The 15,615-nt window shown below is 47.3% G+C and carries 11 protein-coding genes; 3 read left to right on the top strand and 8 right to left on the bottom strand.

Annotated elements, in window-relative coordinates:
- Positions 1-6 precede the first annotated feature (6 nt).
- From CRO03_RS03675 to CRO03_RS18490, 4 genes are read right to left on the bottom strand one after another with little or no spacing between them, the layout of a single operon-like run.
- Positions 7-2,061: a chemotaxis protein CheA gene (locus tag CRO03_RS03675; protein ID WP_097110179.1), complete on the bottom strand. Its 2,055-nt coding sequence runs from the start codon at positions 2,059-2,061 to the stop codon at positions 7-9.
- Positions 2,045-2,338, bottom strand: a complete 294-nt coding sequence (locus CRO03_RS03680; protein ID WP_097110180.1) for an STAS domain-containing protein — start codon at positions 2,336-2,338, stop codon at positions 2,045-2,047. The genes CRO03_RS03675 and CRO03_RS03680 overlap by 17 nt, the downstream gene beginning before the upstream one ends.
- Positions 2,339-2,348: 10 nt before the next feature.
- On the bottom strand, positions 2,349-2,714 hold the full coding sequence (locus tag CRO03_RS03685; protein WP_097110181.1) for a response regulator: 366 nt from the start codon (positions 2,712-2,714) through the stop codon (positions 2,349-2,351).
- Between the two features lie 15 nt (positions 2,715-2,729).
- Positions 2,730-3,926 carry a methyl-accepting chemotaxis protein gene (locus tag CRO03_RS18490; RefSeq protein WP_170948929.1) on the bottom strand — a complete coding sequence of 399 codons (1,197 nt, stop codon included), beginning with the start codon at positions 3,924-3,926 and terminating at the stop codon, positions 2,730-2,732.
- 247 nt (positions 3,927-4,173) lie between these two features.
- Here CRO03_RS18490 and CRO03_RS03695 point away from each other — a divergent pair, with 247 nt between their 5' ends.
- On the top strand, positions 4,174-4,800 hold the full coding sequence (locus tag CRO03_RS03695; RefSeq protein WP_097110183.1) for a response regulator transcription factor: 627 nt from the start codon (positions 4,174-4,176) through the stop codon (positions 4,798-4,800).
- 68 nt (positions 4,801-4,868) lie between these two features.
- Positions 4,869-7,049, top strand: coding sequence for an EAL domain-containing protein (locus CRO03_RS03700; protein ID WP_097110184.1), 2,181 nt, complete (start codon positions 4,869-4,871; stop codon positions 7,047-7,049).
- Here CRO03_RS03700 and CRO03_RS03705 read toward each other — a convergent pair.
- Both CRO03_RS03705 and CRO03_RS03710 read right to left on the bottom strand, forming a co-directional pair.
- Positions 7,018-9,075 (bottom strand): hybrid sensor histidine kinase/response regulator, encoded by a 2,058-nt coding sequence (locus CRO03_RS03705; protein WP_097110185.1) that lies wholly within the window; start codon positions 9,073-9,075, stop codon positions 7,018-7,020. The two genes, CRO03_RS03700 and CRO03_RS03705, sit on opposite strands and share 32 nt — an antisense overlap.
- Entirely contained in the window at positions 9,065-9,859 is a 795-nt protein-coding gene (locus CRO03_RS03710; protein WP_097110186.1) for a transporter substrate-binding domain-containing protein, read from the bottom strand. The genes CRO03_RS03705 and CRO03_RS03710 overlap by 11 nt, the downstream gene beginning before the upstream one ends.
- 157 nt (positions 9,860-10,016) lie before the next feature.
- Here CRO03_RS03710 and CRO03_RS03715 point away from each other — a divergent pair, with 157 nt between their 5' ends.
- Complete coding sequence (locus CRO03_RS03715) at positions 10,017-12,296, top strand: PAS domain S-box protein (protein WP_170948930.1); 2,280 nt, start codon at positions 10,017-10,019, stop codon at positions 12,294-12,296.
- 191 nt (positions 12,297-12,487) lie between these two features.
- Here the strand turns inward: CRO03_RS03715 and CRO03_RS03725 are convergent, their stop codons facing one another.
- Positions 12,488-14,449 (bottom strand): HAMP domain-containing methyl-accepting chemotaxis protein, encoded by a 1,962-nt coding sequence (locus tag CRO03_RS03725; RefSeq protein WP_097110189.1) that lies wholly within the window; start codon positions 14,447-14,449, stop codon positions 12,488-12,490.
- A 170-nt stretch (positions 14,450-14,619) separates the two neighbouring features.
- On the bottom strand, positions 14,620-15,429 hold the full coding sequence (locus tag CRO03_RS03730) for a PhzF family phenazine biosynthesis protein (RefSeq protein WP_097110190.1): 810 nt from the start codon (positions 15,427-15,429) through the stop codon (positions 14,620-14,622).
- Positions 15,430-15,615: the final 186 nt, after the last annotated feature.

Here is a 15,615-nt window from a genome sequence, read left to right on the forward strand (position 1 = left end):
TTTTGCTTAATTATTCATGTCACGCTTGCGCGCTGTTACAGCCAGCGACAACAAGTCCAGAATCATTGCTATGCCACCATCGCCAAGAATGGTAGCGCCCATAACACCTGGCGCATCCCGGTATAACCGACCGAGATTTCGGATTACAGTCTGATGATTGCCTATTACTTCATCAACCGTAATGCCAATGGCTTCGTCGCCTACCCGCACTATCACGGTTTGCTCAATAGCGGGCCGCTTACCTGGCAGACTGAATTTGTCGCGCAGCCGCAGCCGCGGTATCAGCTGGCCACGGTGCTGTATCAAGCAAGTATCGCTGCGGGGGTGCGCCTCGGTTTCTATGGTCTCAATACATTCCTCAACCATATTAAGTGGCACAATAAAGCGCTGCTCAGACACTGCCACCATAAGGCCATCGATTATTGATAACGTCATCGGTAGCAGAATGCGAAAACGGGTGCCCTTGCCGGGCTCGGATTCAATATGAATTTGTCCCTGCAGGGCATCTATCGCGCTTCTTACCACATCCATGCCAACACCGCGGCCGGAGACATCAGACACCTTGTCTGCGGTGGAAAAACCGGCAGCAAATATCAGCGGGTAAATGTCCGACACGTCCAGCACAGCATCTTCTGCAACCAAGCCACGTTCAGTAGCCTTGGCCAGAATTTTTTCTGGATCAAGACCTTTGCCATCATCCGTTATCTCAATCAGGATCTGGCCCTGATAATGACTGGCCGATAAGCTGATAACACCTTTTTCCGGTTTACCGGCTAAGCGGCGCTGCTCTGGGTTTTCAATGCCATGGTCCAGGCTGTTGCGCAGCATATGCACTAACGGGTCTGCCAGTTTGTCCAGCACCACCTTGTCAAGCTCAGTCTCAGCACCGTTGGTTTCCAGTAACACTTCTTTGCCTAAGTCGCGGCTTAAATCTCTTACCAGACGGCGAAAACGGGCGAAGGTGCTGCCAATAGGCAGCATCCGGATATCAAAAGCAATATCACGTAAACCATTGGACAAACGATTCAGCTCTTCGGCCAGCTCCGCTAAGCGATCATTGCCGCTACTTAGCGCCAGCTGATCCAGACTGGCCTGCAAAATCACCAGTTCCCCCACCTGATCCATCAACGCGTCCAGTTTGTGTTGCGGCACCCGGATGCTTTGCTCTTCGCTGCTGCCAGCCTGATTACGGATATATTGCTGCTCGGCCAGGGCGCGCTGCACCTGTTCGGGCTTTACCAGACCGGAACCGCTTAGTAGCTCACCGGTTTTTGGTTGGCTTTGCAGAATCTCGTCAACGACTTTGGCTTCAACTACGCCCTGGGCAACCAGCAAATCGCCCAGCCGGTGTGCTTCTTCCGGCTCTATTTTGACAATCTGCACTGACCAGTCTTCATTGACAAAAATAAACGCATCAGCGATGGCGTCTTTGTTTTTCGTGGTTGATAACAGTACCTGTAGATGCAAATAGCAGCTTTCCGGGTCAAAATTGTCTGCCACAAAAGTGTCAGAAAAAAAGCAGGTTGTATGACAGCTTCCCAGCTCATTCAGCTCACGCAGCACAGGAAATATATCCAGCCCCTCACAGAACGACTGCTGATGCGGTTTAATATCGATACGATAAAGCTGAACCTTAACGGTCTTTGTTGATTTTTTCTGCGTTGCCGCCACTGGCGCGGCAACCATGTTTGCCGGCATTACATCGGCCAGTTTCGCCAGGATAGTTTCACTTATCAGGGTTAATTCAGCGCCGGGCTCGGTATTTAGCAACAAATCACCAATGTGATCGGCAGCCTGCAGTACCCATTGGCAAAGCTCTGGCGTTAGTGCCACTTTGCCATTACGAACTGACTCAAACAGGTTTTCCAGATGGTGAGTAAAGTAGGACAGATGATCAAATCCCACCATGCCGGCCGAGCCTTTTATGGTGTGCATCGCTCTGAACGCGGCGGCTATCTGACCAGCGTTATCCGGCTCAAGCTCCAAATCCAGCAATGCCTGCTCCAGGGCATCTAAATGCTCTTTCGCTTCTGCTCTGAAGGTATTAATTGGATCTGTCATTTTCGCCTCCAATCAACTCTGTTAATCCCATCAAACTAAGTTGCTCAAGACAAAAGGCGTTTGGCTCTAACAGCTGTAAGCGCTGCTCCCGGATTAAACCACGCTGCGCTAAACTCATTAACCATTGCATACCGGCAGCATCCAGCTCGGCTAACTGTTGTAGATCAATAATTAAGTGCTGGTTATTGCTCAGACTGGTTTGCAGGGTATCCTCCAGCTGACGGACATCGAAAATGGTCAGGCTGGCCGGCGCTAAACGAATGTCATCAGTTTGCATAGTCTTAGCCTCAGGCCAGTTTAGTTACGGCAGAGAGCAATAACTCCGGCTTAAACGGCTTTACCAGCCAGGCTTTTACGCCTATGGCTTTGCCTTCGGCTTTTTTATCTTCGCCCGATTCTGTCGTCAGCATCAGCACCGGGGTAAAACGATATTCCGCTTTCGCCTTAGCTGCTTTAACAAAACTTAAGCCGTCCATATTGGGCATATTGACGTCACTGACTATCAGATGAACCTTTTTGTTATCATCTAACTTTTTCAGTGCATCCACACCATCTACGGCTTCAATCACCTGATGTCCGGCACTTTTCAACGCCAGTGACACCACTTGTCTGACCGATGCGGAATCATCAACAACCAGGATGGTTTTACTCATCAGTTTTTTCCTCGATTAAAAAAAAGTTAATTCAGATTCAGTATTTCTGTAGTCTTGATGCAACATACCAAGCGCCTTGCGCTCTAAATCGGTGGTGGCTCTGCTTTGCATGTGTTCCAGTAGCTCAGTTGCACTGGCCAGTAAACCCAATTTGTTGTATTTATTGCGCTCCAACAATTGCTGTAGCTCTTCCAGGGCTTCATTGGTGTGCTGCAACACCTGGCTTAACCGGTCCTGAAACTGCAGATGGTACACCACTTCCTGCATATGGCCGGCTACCTGTTGCCGTAGTGCCAGCAAGCTACTGGTATCACTGCTGATAACATCCAGCTCGCTGCTGATCTGCGCCATTGTGCTGTCTATTACACCCAGATTTTGCTGTTGTTGGCCCCGGCTTTCTGTGACAGAGGTGCGAGCCTGCCCTATTGCCGCTTTTAGCTGCTCACCAAATTCATTTACTGAACTATTAATTTGCTGGCCAATCTCCGCAGAAAAATTAGCAAGCTTACGCACCTCGTCGGCTACTACGGCAAAACCGCGGCCAGCCTCGCCGGCTCTGGCTGCCTCAATAGCTGCATTTAACGACAATAAGTTAATTTGTGAGGCAATTTTCTGCACCTCGCTTACCCGGCCTTCCACACTCTGCAAACCACTGACCAGTTGCTCCAGCACATTTAAGGTTTCAGTGTCACGCTTGCCGCCGGTTTCTATAGCTACTTTCAGTGTGTCAAAACTATCCCTGGCGGCCAGCGCTACTTTATTAATCCGCTGCTGGCGCTGTTGCACCGCATCATCATTTGCGTTCTGCATTCCTTGCTCAACTGCAAAATTAATATCGCTAAAATGTTCACTGAGTGCCTGAGTGGCATTGGTCATATCCTCATTACTGGTTGCCAGAATGCACTGCCAGACTGGCAGCACCGCATCAAGGTTGTCCATCAGACAGTTATAAGCAGCCTCATATTCTGGCGGGGGCACTTTCTTCAGCAACTGGCGGTGGGCCTGTTGTTGCTGCAACAGACTGCTGTGTTGGCGATTGAATTGAAACTGATAAAAAATGACCAGGGATAATAGTGAAGCCGCATTTAGCAACAACGCATAAACACTCGCAGAAACGGCATATTGGGCGGTCAGGGCGACGATAATGCCAGTAGCGGCTACCAGCTTTGATACAGGCGGGCTTTTAGTGGCGTCGCTAACCATAAATTCCATACTTGTCAGTCTCCTCAACCGAACTATTTTCATTTGTTGCGCTGATCTGCAGCGGATAATAGGTAGTATTGTAGGCTGCGCCTATTGGTAAAATTACCTAATTTCACAGTGAGAGGATTAAGTATTATTTGTTACAGCTGAATAAATATGTGCTGGTTTGGCGGATAAAGCAGCAGCAAAACTGGCGTAAATTGCTGAAAGCTGGTACCTTTACAAAAATTGCAAATAAGCACGACTTATTTTATAAATGCCTAATATAAATAGTAAAATTTATATCGTTGACGATGATGAACTGGTTCTGGAAACACTAAAAAACGTGCTGTTTTGTTCCGGTTATACCGTCAAAACCTATTTAACTGCCACAACCTTTTTAGCAAACGTAAAAGATGTCCAGCAAGGCTGCTTAATCGTGGATCTGCGGATGCCAGAAATAGACGGGCTTGAACTGCAGCAACGTTTACGGCAACAACAGATTGATTTACCGGTTATTTTTTTAAGTGGTGCTGCCGATATTGATTCAGCCGTGCAGGCTATGGCCAGCGGCGCTTTTACGTTCTTACAAAAACCTGTCAGTAATCCGGTGCTGCTGGAAACCATCCAAACAGCAATAGCGCAGCATCACTTAAAACGCACTCAGGCTGAACCGGTAAAAGCAGCCCGTCAGGCATTGAGTGCTTTATCAGAGCGCGAACTGGCTATAGCCAGACTGGCGGCTGAAGGCTTATCAGCCACCAGTATTGCTGAAAAACTTTATATTAGCGCCCGCACCGTAGAGGCCCATAAAGCCAGCGTATTTGTAAAGTTGAATATAAAAACTGTTGCCCAACTGACCCGGTTAGTTGTTTTGGCAAATATTGCAGAGCAAAATACGTAAATATACCGATGTGCCGTCCCCCCTAAAACGTCTAGGCTAAAACCTGTTTAAAGCTGCAGGTGAACAAAATGCTTAAAGTACTGGTACTGGACGACGATGCTGATAATTGCCTGACGCTGGAGCATATCATCAGGTTTGCCGGACATCAGGTGCAGTCAGTATACGACAGCAGCAGCTTTTTAAGCCTGGTAAGCAGTTGGCGCCCTCAGGTGGTCATAGTCGATTTATTACTGGGCGATACTGACGGAATAACCGTGCTAACCGATTTAGCTCCCTCCATTAATAAACCAGATGTAATAGTGCTTAGCGGCGCGCACCAACGTTTACTGGAAGCCGCTTCCCGCTCTGCCAGCAGCCATGGCTTCAAAGTGCTGGGCACTCTGGCCAAACCCTTTACGCCAGAAACGTTACGGCAGTTGCTTGGCAAACATACCACTGCGGCACAACTGAACCAACGCATCCATCAGCCACAAAAAGCCGTTTTGTCTGTTGCGGAGCTGGAACGAGCGTTCGAGCTGCAAAATTTTTATCTGGTCTACCAACCCAAAATTGACTGCAGAACCAGTAGTCTGGTTGGATTTGAAGCACTGTGCCGCTTAAATTTGCCTGGTTTAGGCGAAATAAGCCCGGAGCAGTTTATTCCATTGTGTGAGCAACATGGTCTCATCGACCGTCTGACGCAATTTGTCATTAATACGGCGGTGCCCTGGTTTGCCGGATTTGTGTCAAGCGCCGGCCAACATTCACAAAACCTCAATAACAAGGTGTTAAAACTTGCTATTAATATTTCTGCGCTTAGCATTGCTCATTCAGATATTTTTAGCTATCTGATTGCGCAGTGCGCACGTTGCAACGTTGAACCCGGTAATATCATCCTGGAACTGACCGAAACAGCCGCTATGTCTGACCCGATAGCCTCGCTGGATACGCTTACCCGGCTGCGGCTATATGGCTTTCAGTTATCCATCGATGACTTTGGTACTGGCTACTCATCAATTTTACAGCTGGTCAGGCTGCCTTTTTCCGAGCTTAAAATTGACAAAAATTTTGTCGGTACTGCGGCAGAAAGCAAAGAATCGCGGCTGGTAATCAGCAGTGTTATCGATATGGCCCATGCGCTCGGATTGTCCGTGACCGCAGAAGGCATAGAGGACAGGCAGACCCTGGCTTTTTTACAGAAAAAGCACTGTGACTCCGCCCAGGGTTTTTATATCGCCCGGCCTTTAACACCCAGTCAGGTTGAAGACTGGGTAGTGAGGCATCAGGATGATAAAGAGTTGGCGCGTCTCAAAGCATTGCGGGCGTTGGATATTCTGGACTCGGCACCTGAAGAGCGCTTTGACCGGATTATCCGGCTGACCCAACGAATCTTTGCCGTGCCAGTTTGTACCCTGTCATTAGTTGATCAACACCGCATCTGGTACAAATCGAAAATTGGCATGAAGCACAATGAAATCGAGCGCAACGGTGCCTTATGCGAACTGGCTATCCGACATAGCGGCAGTTTTTTTGTTGCTGATACCCTGTTTAATACCGAAACTAACCAGAATAACATGGTGATTGGCAAGCCATTTGTCCGTTTTTATGCCGGCCACGCTATTAAAGCCCCGAATGGTGTCGTAATAGGCTCATTATGCATGCTGGATTTTGATCCCAGGCCAGTAACAAACTTTGATGCCGAGGCGCTGCAGGACCTGGCAACTATGCTGGAAGACGAATTAACGAGGAATAGCAAAATGACCCTGGACCCGCTAACCCAGTTGAAAAACCGTGCCAGTTTTGATAACAGAGCGCTATCGTTGCTTAAACTGTGTCAAAACCATCAATTACATATGCAACTTGTTAATATTAAAGTTCATTTTGACAGTCCGGAACATGCCGACATTTTTAACCTTTACTATGACCGGATTATCCGGGAGACCGCAAAGCTGATAAAAAAGAGCTTTGCCGGGGCCGACCTTATTGCCAGAGTTGAAGAAAATAGCTTTATTATTCTGCATGTTGCTCAGGATGCAGAGTTAATCGAGATGGCGATAACTGCTTTTTTTAATCTGGCAGCGGCTGAACAAGATAAAAAACAGCACAATATACCTTTCAGCTACGCCGCCACCGAGTTGGACTGTAAAATGGGTGAACTCAGCTCAATACAACAGTTGTATATGAAGCTTGATTTAGCGCAGCAACGCGCGGTTAAATATACCGAGAAGCAAGCCGCCGTCAATGCGTCTCAAGTTGCGCCAGGGCAGTAAGCAACTGGGTTTTACTAAATGGCTTAGCCAAAAAAGCATAGCTGGCAAAACTGCTGTACTGCTGCTGTAAATCACCAACATAACCGGAGGTGAGGATAATGGCAATCTCAGGAAAATGCTGCTGCACGTAATCTGCCAGCGCTATGCCGTTTAACTGCCCCGGCATTATGATATCGGTCAGCATTATATCAAAATCAAGATGTTCATTTAATAAGGCTAAACCGCTGTCAGCATTTGCCGCAGAAACAACACTATAGTCGGTATTACCAAGCATTTGTAATACGCTATCACGCACCATATCGTCATCTTCCACAAGCAGTAATTTTTTACCTGCCTTAAGGGGCTGCTCCAGAACGTTTTCAATACTGCCAGCATTCTCGCTGTCAGTACACAAAGGCAATAACAGGGTAAAGCAGCTACCCTGGCTTTTTAGGCTTTTTACCTTTATGTTGCCACCCGATTGCTTTACAAAGCCATAAACCATGCTAAGCCCCAGGCCACTGCCCTTCTGTTTTGCTTTGGTGGTAAAAAATGGTTCAAAAATATGCGGTAGCACGCTATCAGCAATGCCCTCTCCTGTATCTGCCACGTGTATTACCGCATAATTATTGTCATCTGAACGCTGCAGACTAATGCTAATAGTGCCACCGGCCGGCATCGCATCTTTGGCGTTGATACAGAGATTTATTAGCGCATTTTGCAACTGACCGGCATCAACAAAACAATAAACATCGTTGGGGCAAGGCTGATAGTCAATCCGGATACTGTCGCCCATCGTGCGGCGCAGCAAATGCTGCATATCGGATAGCAGTTCACAAACGTCAATTTTCTCCGGTTTTAGCTGCTGTTTGCTGGCAAACGCCAGTAGCTGCCGGTTTAAGGACGCCCCCCGTTCGGCGGCTTTAACAATAAGAGCGGCAATTTCGGACAATGGAGAGTCGGGTAGCAGCAAATCATTAATTAGCTGAGCATTACCCATAATAACGGTCAGCAGGTTATTAAAGTCGTGCGCTATACCACCGGTCAGCTTACCCAGGGATTCTAGTTTCTGGGCAATACTTAATTTTTCATTTAACAGTTTTGCCTGCGTAATATCAGATTCGATAACAATAATAAGCTGTATAACTTCATTGTTATCGTTAAATGTGCTTACCGGAAAAAGCCGGTCGCATACCCACTTAATTTCATCATCTGGTTGCACTATTCTGAAATCAACACTAACTGACTGCAAGCGCGACTGCGCTATCGCTTCATGCACACTCTGCCTATCATCAGGATGTACTCTTTGCAGCCATATATCCGGGTTGGCATGAATATCACGGACTGGAAGCTGCCATAACTTCTCAAAAGTTGAAGACAAATATAGCAATTCACCCGTTTCGGCATTTTTAAGCCAGAAAACCTCATCAATATTGTCAGCAATCAAGGATAAACGATGTTCGGAGTCATATAACTCCTTATGAAACCGCGCACGTTTGCGCTCGGTACGTAACAGCGTTATAAACAACCCTGCTACCAACAATATTGCACTAAACACCAGGCTCAAAAACCAGTAACGGCTGTTTTTAAGCTCCCGTTGCAGCTCCGCATTCAGGAGTGTATACAACTGCTCTATGTTTAACCGTAACCTAATAATTTGCTGGCTTAGTTCAGCCTCAGGCGCTGTGCTCAGGGATAATAAAAGCTCCATGCTTTGCTTAATCTGCAGAATCTCTTGCTGCAAGCTGCTGCGGCTATTGACATGCTCACTGGCAATTTCCAGTAAACTTGCCAACGCTTGCGCAAAACGTTGCTGGCCGACTTCTCTTTGCCATTGCACAAGGCTGGTATCTGCCAACAGTATATGCAGTGCGCCGGCATCAAAATCCTGGCGCGCATAATGTAACGTTTGTAGCTGCTGGTTTAACTGCCTTACGGCGTGATCGCGCAGTATAAACAGGCCTAATAACAATACTGACAGCACAAAAATGGCCAGATAAATTAACTCAAGCCGGCGCATTAATTGCCGCTCTTTTTTAAACGGCATAACAATCGTCTGTAATAGTGTGTGAAAATTGCGGCACGATAAAGCCCTGTGCTTCCACTTCAGCTTTGAACTCTGCCTGCTGCTGCAACTGGCGTTGCGCCCGGTTCCACTGCTCTACTAAGCTGGCATTGTCAGGGTGAAACGCAAAAGCCGAATAATGCTCAAATACCGGCATCCCAGGTGCCAGCGCTAATTTAAATTGCTCGGGATAACGCTGCATCAACCGCACTATGGCCGGCTCAGTCAACGCCAAAGCCAGTGCTTTTTTTTGCAGTATTGCCTCAGCGCCCTCCCTGACGGAGCTGACCAATACCAACGAATATCCCTGCTCTGCAAATAACTTGTGTTCTATTGAGTCAGCAAGTACTGCAATCTTATGTTGTGGATCTTTAGTAATGCCAGCCGCAGTCGCGGCATCTGCCAGCACCAGCAAAGCCGAGCGTGCCTGCAATAAAGGCTCGGTAAAACATAAGCTTGCAGCCCGCTGTGGCGTAATGGTAATGCCGGCAGCTATAACATCGATACGCTTGCCCTTCAGACTGGTAAACAATTGAAAAAAATCATGTAACAACCAGTGAACATTATCAACCTGCAGCTCTTCGGTAATATCATGCGCCGCTGTAACAAAAATACCTTTTAATTCCGCGCTTTCATCTAAATAAGAGTACGGCGCTTCCTGGCTGTAGCCCAGAGTAAGCTCATCCGGTAGCTTTGGCATCAGCAAGACGCGACTTAGCAGAAATAAGAACAGCCCGACGACAACAATTGTTATAACTAATTTCATTCCCTGAACTTTTCCTTAATTATTAACAGGCTCAATCCAACGCACTTGTTAACTTATGTTTTAAGCTATTCGCCGAACAATGTTACTAAGTAATTTTACTAATAGCTTTTAATATTAAACATCGTAAACTTGAGTTATGTCAACGCAGGTGCTTGCAATGAATATCAATTTACTCTCTAACCATAGTGCTTTGTTTAGCAGTTTTTTTTACGATAATCCAGAGCCAATGTGGTTGTATGAACGCACAACGCTGAAATACCTGGCGGTAAATAACGCTGCAATACAAAAGTATGGTTACAGCGAGCAGGAATTTCTGGCAATGACCATCGCCGATATTCGCCCGGCAGAGGACCTGCCGGCACTTCAGGCAACCATTGCCGGGGGAAGCTCGGGCTGCAAAAAAGCCGGGGTTTGGCGTCATCTAACCAAAAGCGGTAAAGTACTTTTTGTCGAAATCACTTCGCATTTAACCGCAATTGACGGCACTGACGCTGTCATGGTGTGTGCAAGGGACGTTACCAGGCAGTTAAAGCTGGAATCTGAAAACTATGGCTTGTTACAAGCAGAAAAAAACCAGCGCGAGCAACTGGAACGATCATCACGCTTATTAGCTATCGCCAGCCGCTCCGGCCGCTTAGGTGGCTGGCGGGTTGACTTAGAAACTAACCAGGCGCAATGGTCTGAGCAAACCGCAGCAATCCATGGTTTCTCGCAACCGCAGACCATGCCAGCCGAGCAAGCCATTAATTTTTATGCTCCTGCCTACCGGCAACTGGTGAAAGAAAGGTTTAACCGCTGCGCCCAATATGGCACTGGCTATGACGAGATTTGCCAGCTTATTGATCTGCATGGTAACGCCCTGTGGGTGCGGGCTATCGGCGAGGCTGAGTATGATGATAAGGGCCAGATTGTCGCCGTGCAGGGGGCCTTTCAGGATGTTGACGAGCTGATCCGCACCAAAGACCAACTGGCGGAAGTACAGCAAGACTTATACGACACCCTGGAGCAAATCTCAGATGCATTTTTTCTGCTCGATGATAACTGGCGCTTTATCTTTATCAATCGAACTGCCGAACAATTATTACGCAAGCCCAAACGCAACCTGCTGGATAAAAATGTCTGGCATTGTTACCCTGAAGCGGTTGGTTCAGTGTTTCAACAGCAATATGAACTCGCTGCTACAAACAAAGTTACAGTACAATTTGATGAATATTTTGCGCCATTAGATTGCCATTTTGATGTGACTGCCTACCCCACCCACAATGGCCTGGCGGTCTATTTCCGGGACATTAGCCGGCAAAAGCAACTGGCGGCGCAACTTGAGCGCTCTACAAATTTACAACAACAAGCGCAACAGTTGGATGCCCTGGCTAAACTTACCGGTGGTATAGCACATGATTTTAATAATTTGTTTACCGTAATTATCAGTAATACTGAGCTGCTGACAGAGACATTGCAGCAACAACCAGCGGCATTAAAATCAGCACAGCTATGTTTGCAAGCGGCGCAAAAAGCAACCAATCTGACTAGGCATTTACTGGCGTTTGGCCGGCGTCAACTGTTAAAGCCGGAAAAACTATCACTGGCAGTACTAGTAGAGAGCGCCATACCACTGCTGCGCCATGCGCTGAACGATTCAATAGAACTTAGCTGGCAACAGTTAGATGAACAGTCGATGATCGAACTTGACAAAGAGCATTTTTCTCTCGCCCTGTTAAGTTTGGTGATAAATGCCAGAGAGGCGATGCCGCACGGTGGTAAAATTGTTCTGACTACAGAGCCCGCTTTGCCAGAGGTGTTTACCCAGTATAAGTTAACTCAGCCTTATTATGTGCAACTGCGGGTAACGGATAACGGCCCGGGTATGGCTGATAATGTGCGGCAAAAAGCCTTTGAACCATTTTTTACCACTAAAATGGTGGGTGAAGGCTTTGGTTTAGGGTTAAGTTTTGTCTACGGCTTTATGCAGCAATCTGGCGGTACCGCGTATATTGATGACAACGCGTCCAAAGGTTGTAGTATCTGCCTGCTGATACCTGTGCACACTGCAGCTGCACAAACGGCCAATAAAGGTTCATTGCTGCAGAAAGACCGCTTGCTGCTGGTGGAAGATGATGAACTACTGCTGCAACATTTAACGGTCGTACTGCAGCGGGCAGGATATGATGTTATGGCTGTGCCAACAGCCGATGAGGCGAAGCTGCAAATAGAACACCATCACTTCAATTATATATTTTCTGATATTGTCACCCCGGGTGCGATATCAGGCAGCACCCTGGCACACCTTGCCAGCACACTTCAGCCCGATATTAAAATTCTGCTGACGTCGGGATATTCTGGCGTTGGGCCGCATGAACAAGGCGCTGCGAGCCCTTTCAGTTTTATTGCCAAACCCTATAATACAGCAGAGCTTTTAGCCAGAATCGCCAATTTGTAGTTTAGGCTTTGGTGCCTGCGGCAGAATATGCCCAAGGTGCTTGTGCATAAAAATGCCCTTACCAAATAAGACCACTATTTTACAGTTAACGCGCTGGAGCAATACCGCTGTGATATTACCGATTCCGCTGCAGTGGTTATCTTGTGGTCCTGCAAAAATTAACGGTTGTTTAGCGTCACTTTGCTGCAGCGTCAATTAATTCTGAACTGCCCTGTCATTACCTGCAGTTCTTCCGCCATACCAGCCAGCTCACGGGTTGTAGCGGACGTTTGCTTAATAGCATCGGCATTTTGTGTTGCTAAATCACGGATCATCTGAGTGTTGCGGTTCATATCCTCAGTGGTCGCGCGCTGCTGCTCGGCTGCGCTGGCAATTTGGGTACTGACATCCAACATATCGTTAATTGAATCGCTAATACTGCTTAATGCCTGCCCCGACTGTTGGCTTAATGTGGTAGCCTGACCGGTACCGTTTGCACAATTTTGCATAACCTCGACGGACTGTTTGGCGCTTTGTTCCAGTTGCTCAATCATATCCCTTATCTCAGCAGCTGAGCTTTGGGTTTTACCGGCAAGCACTCTTACTTCACTGGCAACCACTGCAAAACCCCGGCCGTTCTCCCCTGCTCTGGCAGCTTCGATAGCGGCATTTAATGCCAGCAAATTGGTTTGATCTGCCAGGCTATTAATCACATCCAGCACGGACGACACACCCTGTGCCTGAGTCGCCAGTTGTTTAACAATTTCAGCAGCCTGAGTTATTTGCAATGCTACATTATGTACCTGTTGCACCGAGTTTGACACAATCTCTGTCCCAGCATCAGCTTGTTGCTTTGCCTCCTCTGCCATGACATTACTGCTGGCAATATTTCGTGCTACCTCCATCGTTGTTGCAGCCATTTGCTCCATGGCTGCGGCCAGTGAGTCTGTCTGCAAGCGCTGCTGTTGTATCGCCTCACTTGACTGGTCTGATGTTACCGAGAGCTCTTCACTAGCACTGGATAACTGCATTACTTTACCGGCTACTGTTTCAATGGCGCTACGCATTTTTTCGGCAAACTCGTTAAAAGCACCAGCAAGCAATGCCAGCTCATTTTTACCTTTGACTGGTAATCGCCGGGTAAGGTCGCCCTCGCCCTGTGCAACATCAAGCATGGCTTTATAGACATGTTTTAATGGCTTGGTAATAACCCGGATTAATAACCAGGCAACTAAGGCCGAAATGACTAGTGCTGCTGTGCCGCCTAGAAGCAGCAACTGATATGAAAATCCAGTATCGCGGTCAAGCTCATTGCGTTGATCAGCCCGCAGTGCTTCAGCGGTATCAACCAGTGTTCTCGCTGAATCAGTAAGCTGTCGGTCCAGTTGCTGGCGCTCGCTATAATATTGATAAAATGCGTTGAAGGCATTGGCGTAACGTTGCCAGCCTTCTATAACTTGCTGTACCACCTGCTTGCTGTCCTGGCGCTCGGTGTTTTGTAAAATGCTATCAGCAAGTTGGCTTGCATCTGACAAACCCGCCCTTACTTGCTTTGCTGCCACTTCGTTGTTACCCAGCAGCATATTTTTTTCATCACGCCGGGTATCTAACAAATATTTAATCAGACGGTTAGCATTGTCGGCCTCGTTAAGCTCATCCGTTACAGCGCTAATATCTGCACCTGATGCCAGCAATTGCTGTACCTGCTTTTTTTGCAGCGCCCTGAACTTATTCAGATCTTGTTCCAGCTGCTGCGCCAGTTGCTCCATTTCAGTCCGTTTTAGCTTGGCATTAGTATCAGCCAGAGTTAGTGCAGTAAAGGCTCTGCGATACAGTGCAATATTATTATTAAGCTCAGTTAACTGGTCAAGATTTTCAGAATCTGTAAACTGGCCACTGGTCTCATCAAGCTGGGACTGAATTAGTGCCAACGTATGTACAACTTCTTGCTGCTGCTCTGTTTTTCCGGCAAGCACAAAGTTTTTTTCTGCCAGCCGAAGCGCTAGCACCTGTTTAATAATACGGTTGGCATCATCAGCTTTATCCACCCGGTCAACCACCGACTGCAGTGCCACACCACCCACTATTGCGATAACAAGGGTAATAACCAGCGTGAAGGAAAAACCCAGTACCAGCAACGAGCGGATTTTCAGGCTTTGCAACAACATTGTCATACAATTCTCCGGCGGTTTAGCGCGTTATATAATAAGCGCGGCTATTACGCATATTCTATGAATTGAGATTTGCGATACCACCGTAAATTTACCTATTTATACTGCTACCGTTGCCAGAAGTCAGCGCTTTGTAACAGAACAATAAATGTTGATTGCGAATAAGCTTTCTACTAAATGTAAGCTGTGCCTTTGAGATAGAGCACAGCAAACCCTGACACTAACACCCGGTCATTGCTAATGCTGCAAAATAAAATGCCGCCGCGAGCTGATGCCTGGTAAGCCACCAACTCATCTTTAGCCAACTGCTTCGCCCAATAAGGCGCCAGCCCGGCATGAATAGATCCGGTTACCGGATCTTCATCTCCACCGTTCGCCGGCCAGAAGTAGCGGGAAATAAAGTCATACTCATAGGTGTTGGTGGTGGAACTGGCTTTAGCGCTAACTACCACATCAAAAGGCGCCAATTGCTTTAACTGCTCTGAGCGATAGCTCAGGTTTTTGACATCCTGCTCCGATGCCATTATCGCAAAATAGGCCTGGCGGTTTTTTAGTACCTTAATCGGTGCTACTGATAAACCTGCTAACAGCGCACCCGGCACCTGCTCAATCACTTGCGGGCACTGGTTGGGGAAACTCATTTCAATTCTGCCGTCGCTATGCTGATTTACAAATAAGGATCCCACTTCTCTGGTAACAAACTCAACTTCCCCCTGCCCGCCCAGCTGATTAAATATCACATAGGATGCCGCTAACGTGGCGTGGCCACAAAAGTCGATTTCGGTTAACGGTGAAAACCAGCGAATTTCATATTTATTGGTCGATAATGCCCGGATAAAGGCTGTTTCGGAAAGATTATTCTCAGCAGCAATATTTTGCATTATCCCAGGCGCCAGCCATTGTTGCAGTGGCACCACTGCGGCAGAGTTGCCTTTAAACTGCTCTCTGGTAAAAGCATCAACAATAAAAATATCTAATTCCACGTCAGGCTCCTTAGGTTTACCGTGTCAGTAACAGGTATTGCAGGTTATTGTAGTGGCAGTTTCAGGCACTGTCATCGGCTGAACTAAATAGAGGATAGAAGCTCTTTTGAAGGAGCCGGGGAGTGAGGAAGAGTGTTGTATCCGCCATGCAGAGATAACAATTGCAACACCCGCCATTGCTCGTTA

It is taken from the genome of Arsukibacterium tuosuense (assembly GCF_900215315.1).
GTDB lineage: Bacteria > Pseudomonadota > Gammaproteobacteria > Enterobacterales > Alteromonadaceae > Alishewanella > Alishewanella tuosuense.

Excerpts from the sequence above, each read along its gene's own strand:
- CRO03_RS03675 (WP_097110179.1), bottom strand. The coding sequence starts at position 2,061 with ATGACAGATCCAATTAATACCTTCAGAGCAGAAGCGAAAGAGCATTTA.
- CRO03_RS03680 (WP_097110180.1), bottom strand. The coding sequence starts at position 2,338 with ATGCAAACTGATGACATTCGTTTAGCGCCGGCCAGCCTGACCATTTTC.
- CRO03_RS03685 (WP_097110181.1), bottom strand. The coding sequence starts at position 2,714 with ATGAGTAAAACCATCCTGGTTGTTGATGATTCCGCATCGGTCAGACAA.
- CRO03_RS18490 (WP_170948929.1), bottom strand. The coding sequence starts at position 3,926 with ATGGAATTTATGGTTAGCGACGCCACTAAAAGCCCGCCTGTATCAAAG.
- CRO03_RS03695 (WP_097110183.1), top strand. The coding sequence starts at position 4,174 with ATGCCTAATATAAATAGTAAAATTTATATCGTTGACGATGATGAACTG.
- CRO03_RS03700 (WP_097110184.1), top strand. The coding sequence starts at position 4,869 with ATGCTTAAAGTACTGGTACTGGACGACGATGCTGATAATTGCCTGACG.
- CRO03_RS03705 (WP_097110185.1), bottom strand. The coding sequence starts at position 9,075 with ATGCCGTTTAAAAAAGAGCGGCAATTAATGCGCCGGCTTGAGTTAATT.
- CRO03_RS03710 (WP_097110186.1), bottom strand. The coding sequence starts at position 9,859 with ATGAAATTAGTTATAACAATTGTTGTCGTCGGGCTGTTCTTATTTCTG.
- CRO03_RS03715 (WP_170948930.1), top strand. The coding sequence starts at position 10,017 with ATGAATATCAATTTACTCTCTAACCATAGTGCTTTGTTTAGCAGTTTT.
- CRO03_RS03725 (WP_097110189.1), bottom strand. The coding sequence starts at position 14,449 with ATGACAATGTTGTTGCAAAGCCTGAAAATCCGCTCGTTGCTGGTACTG.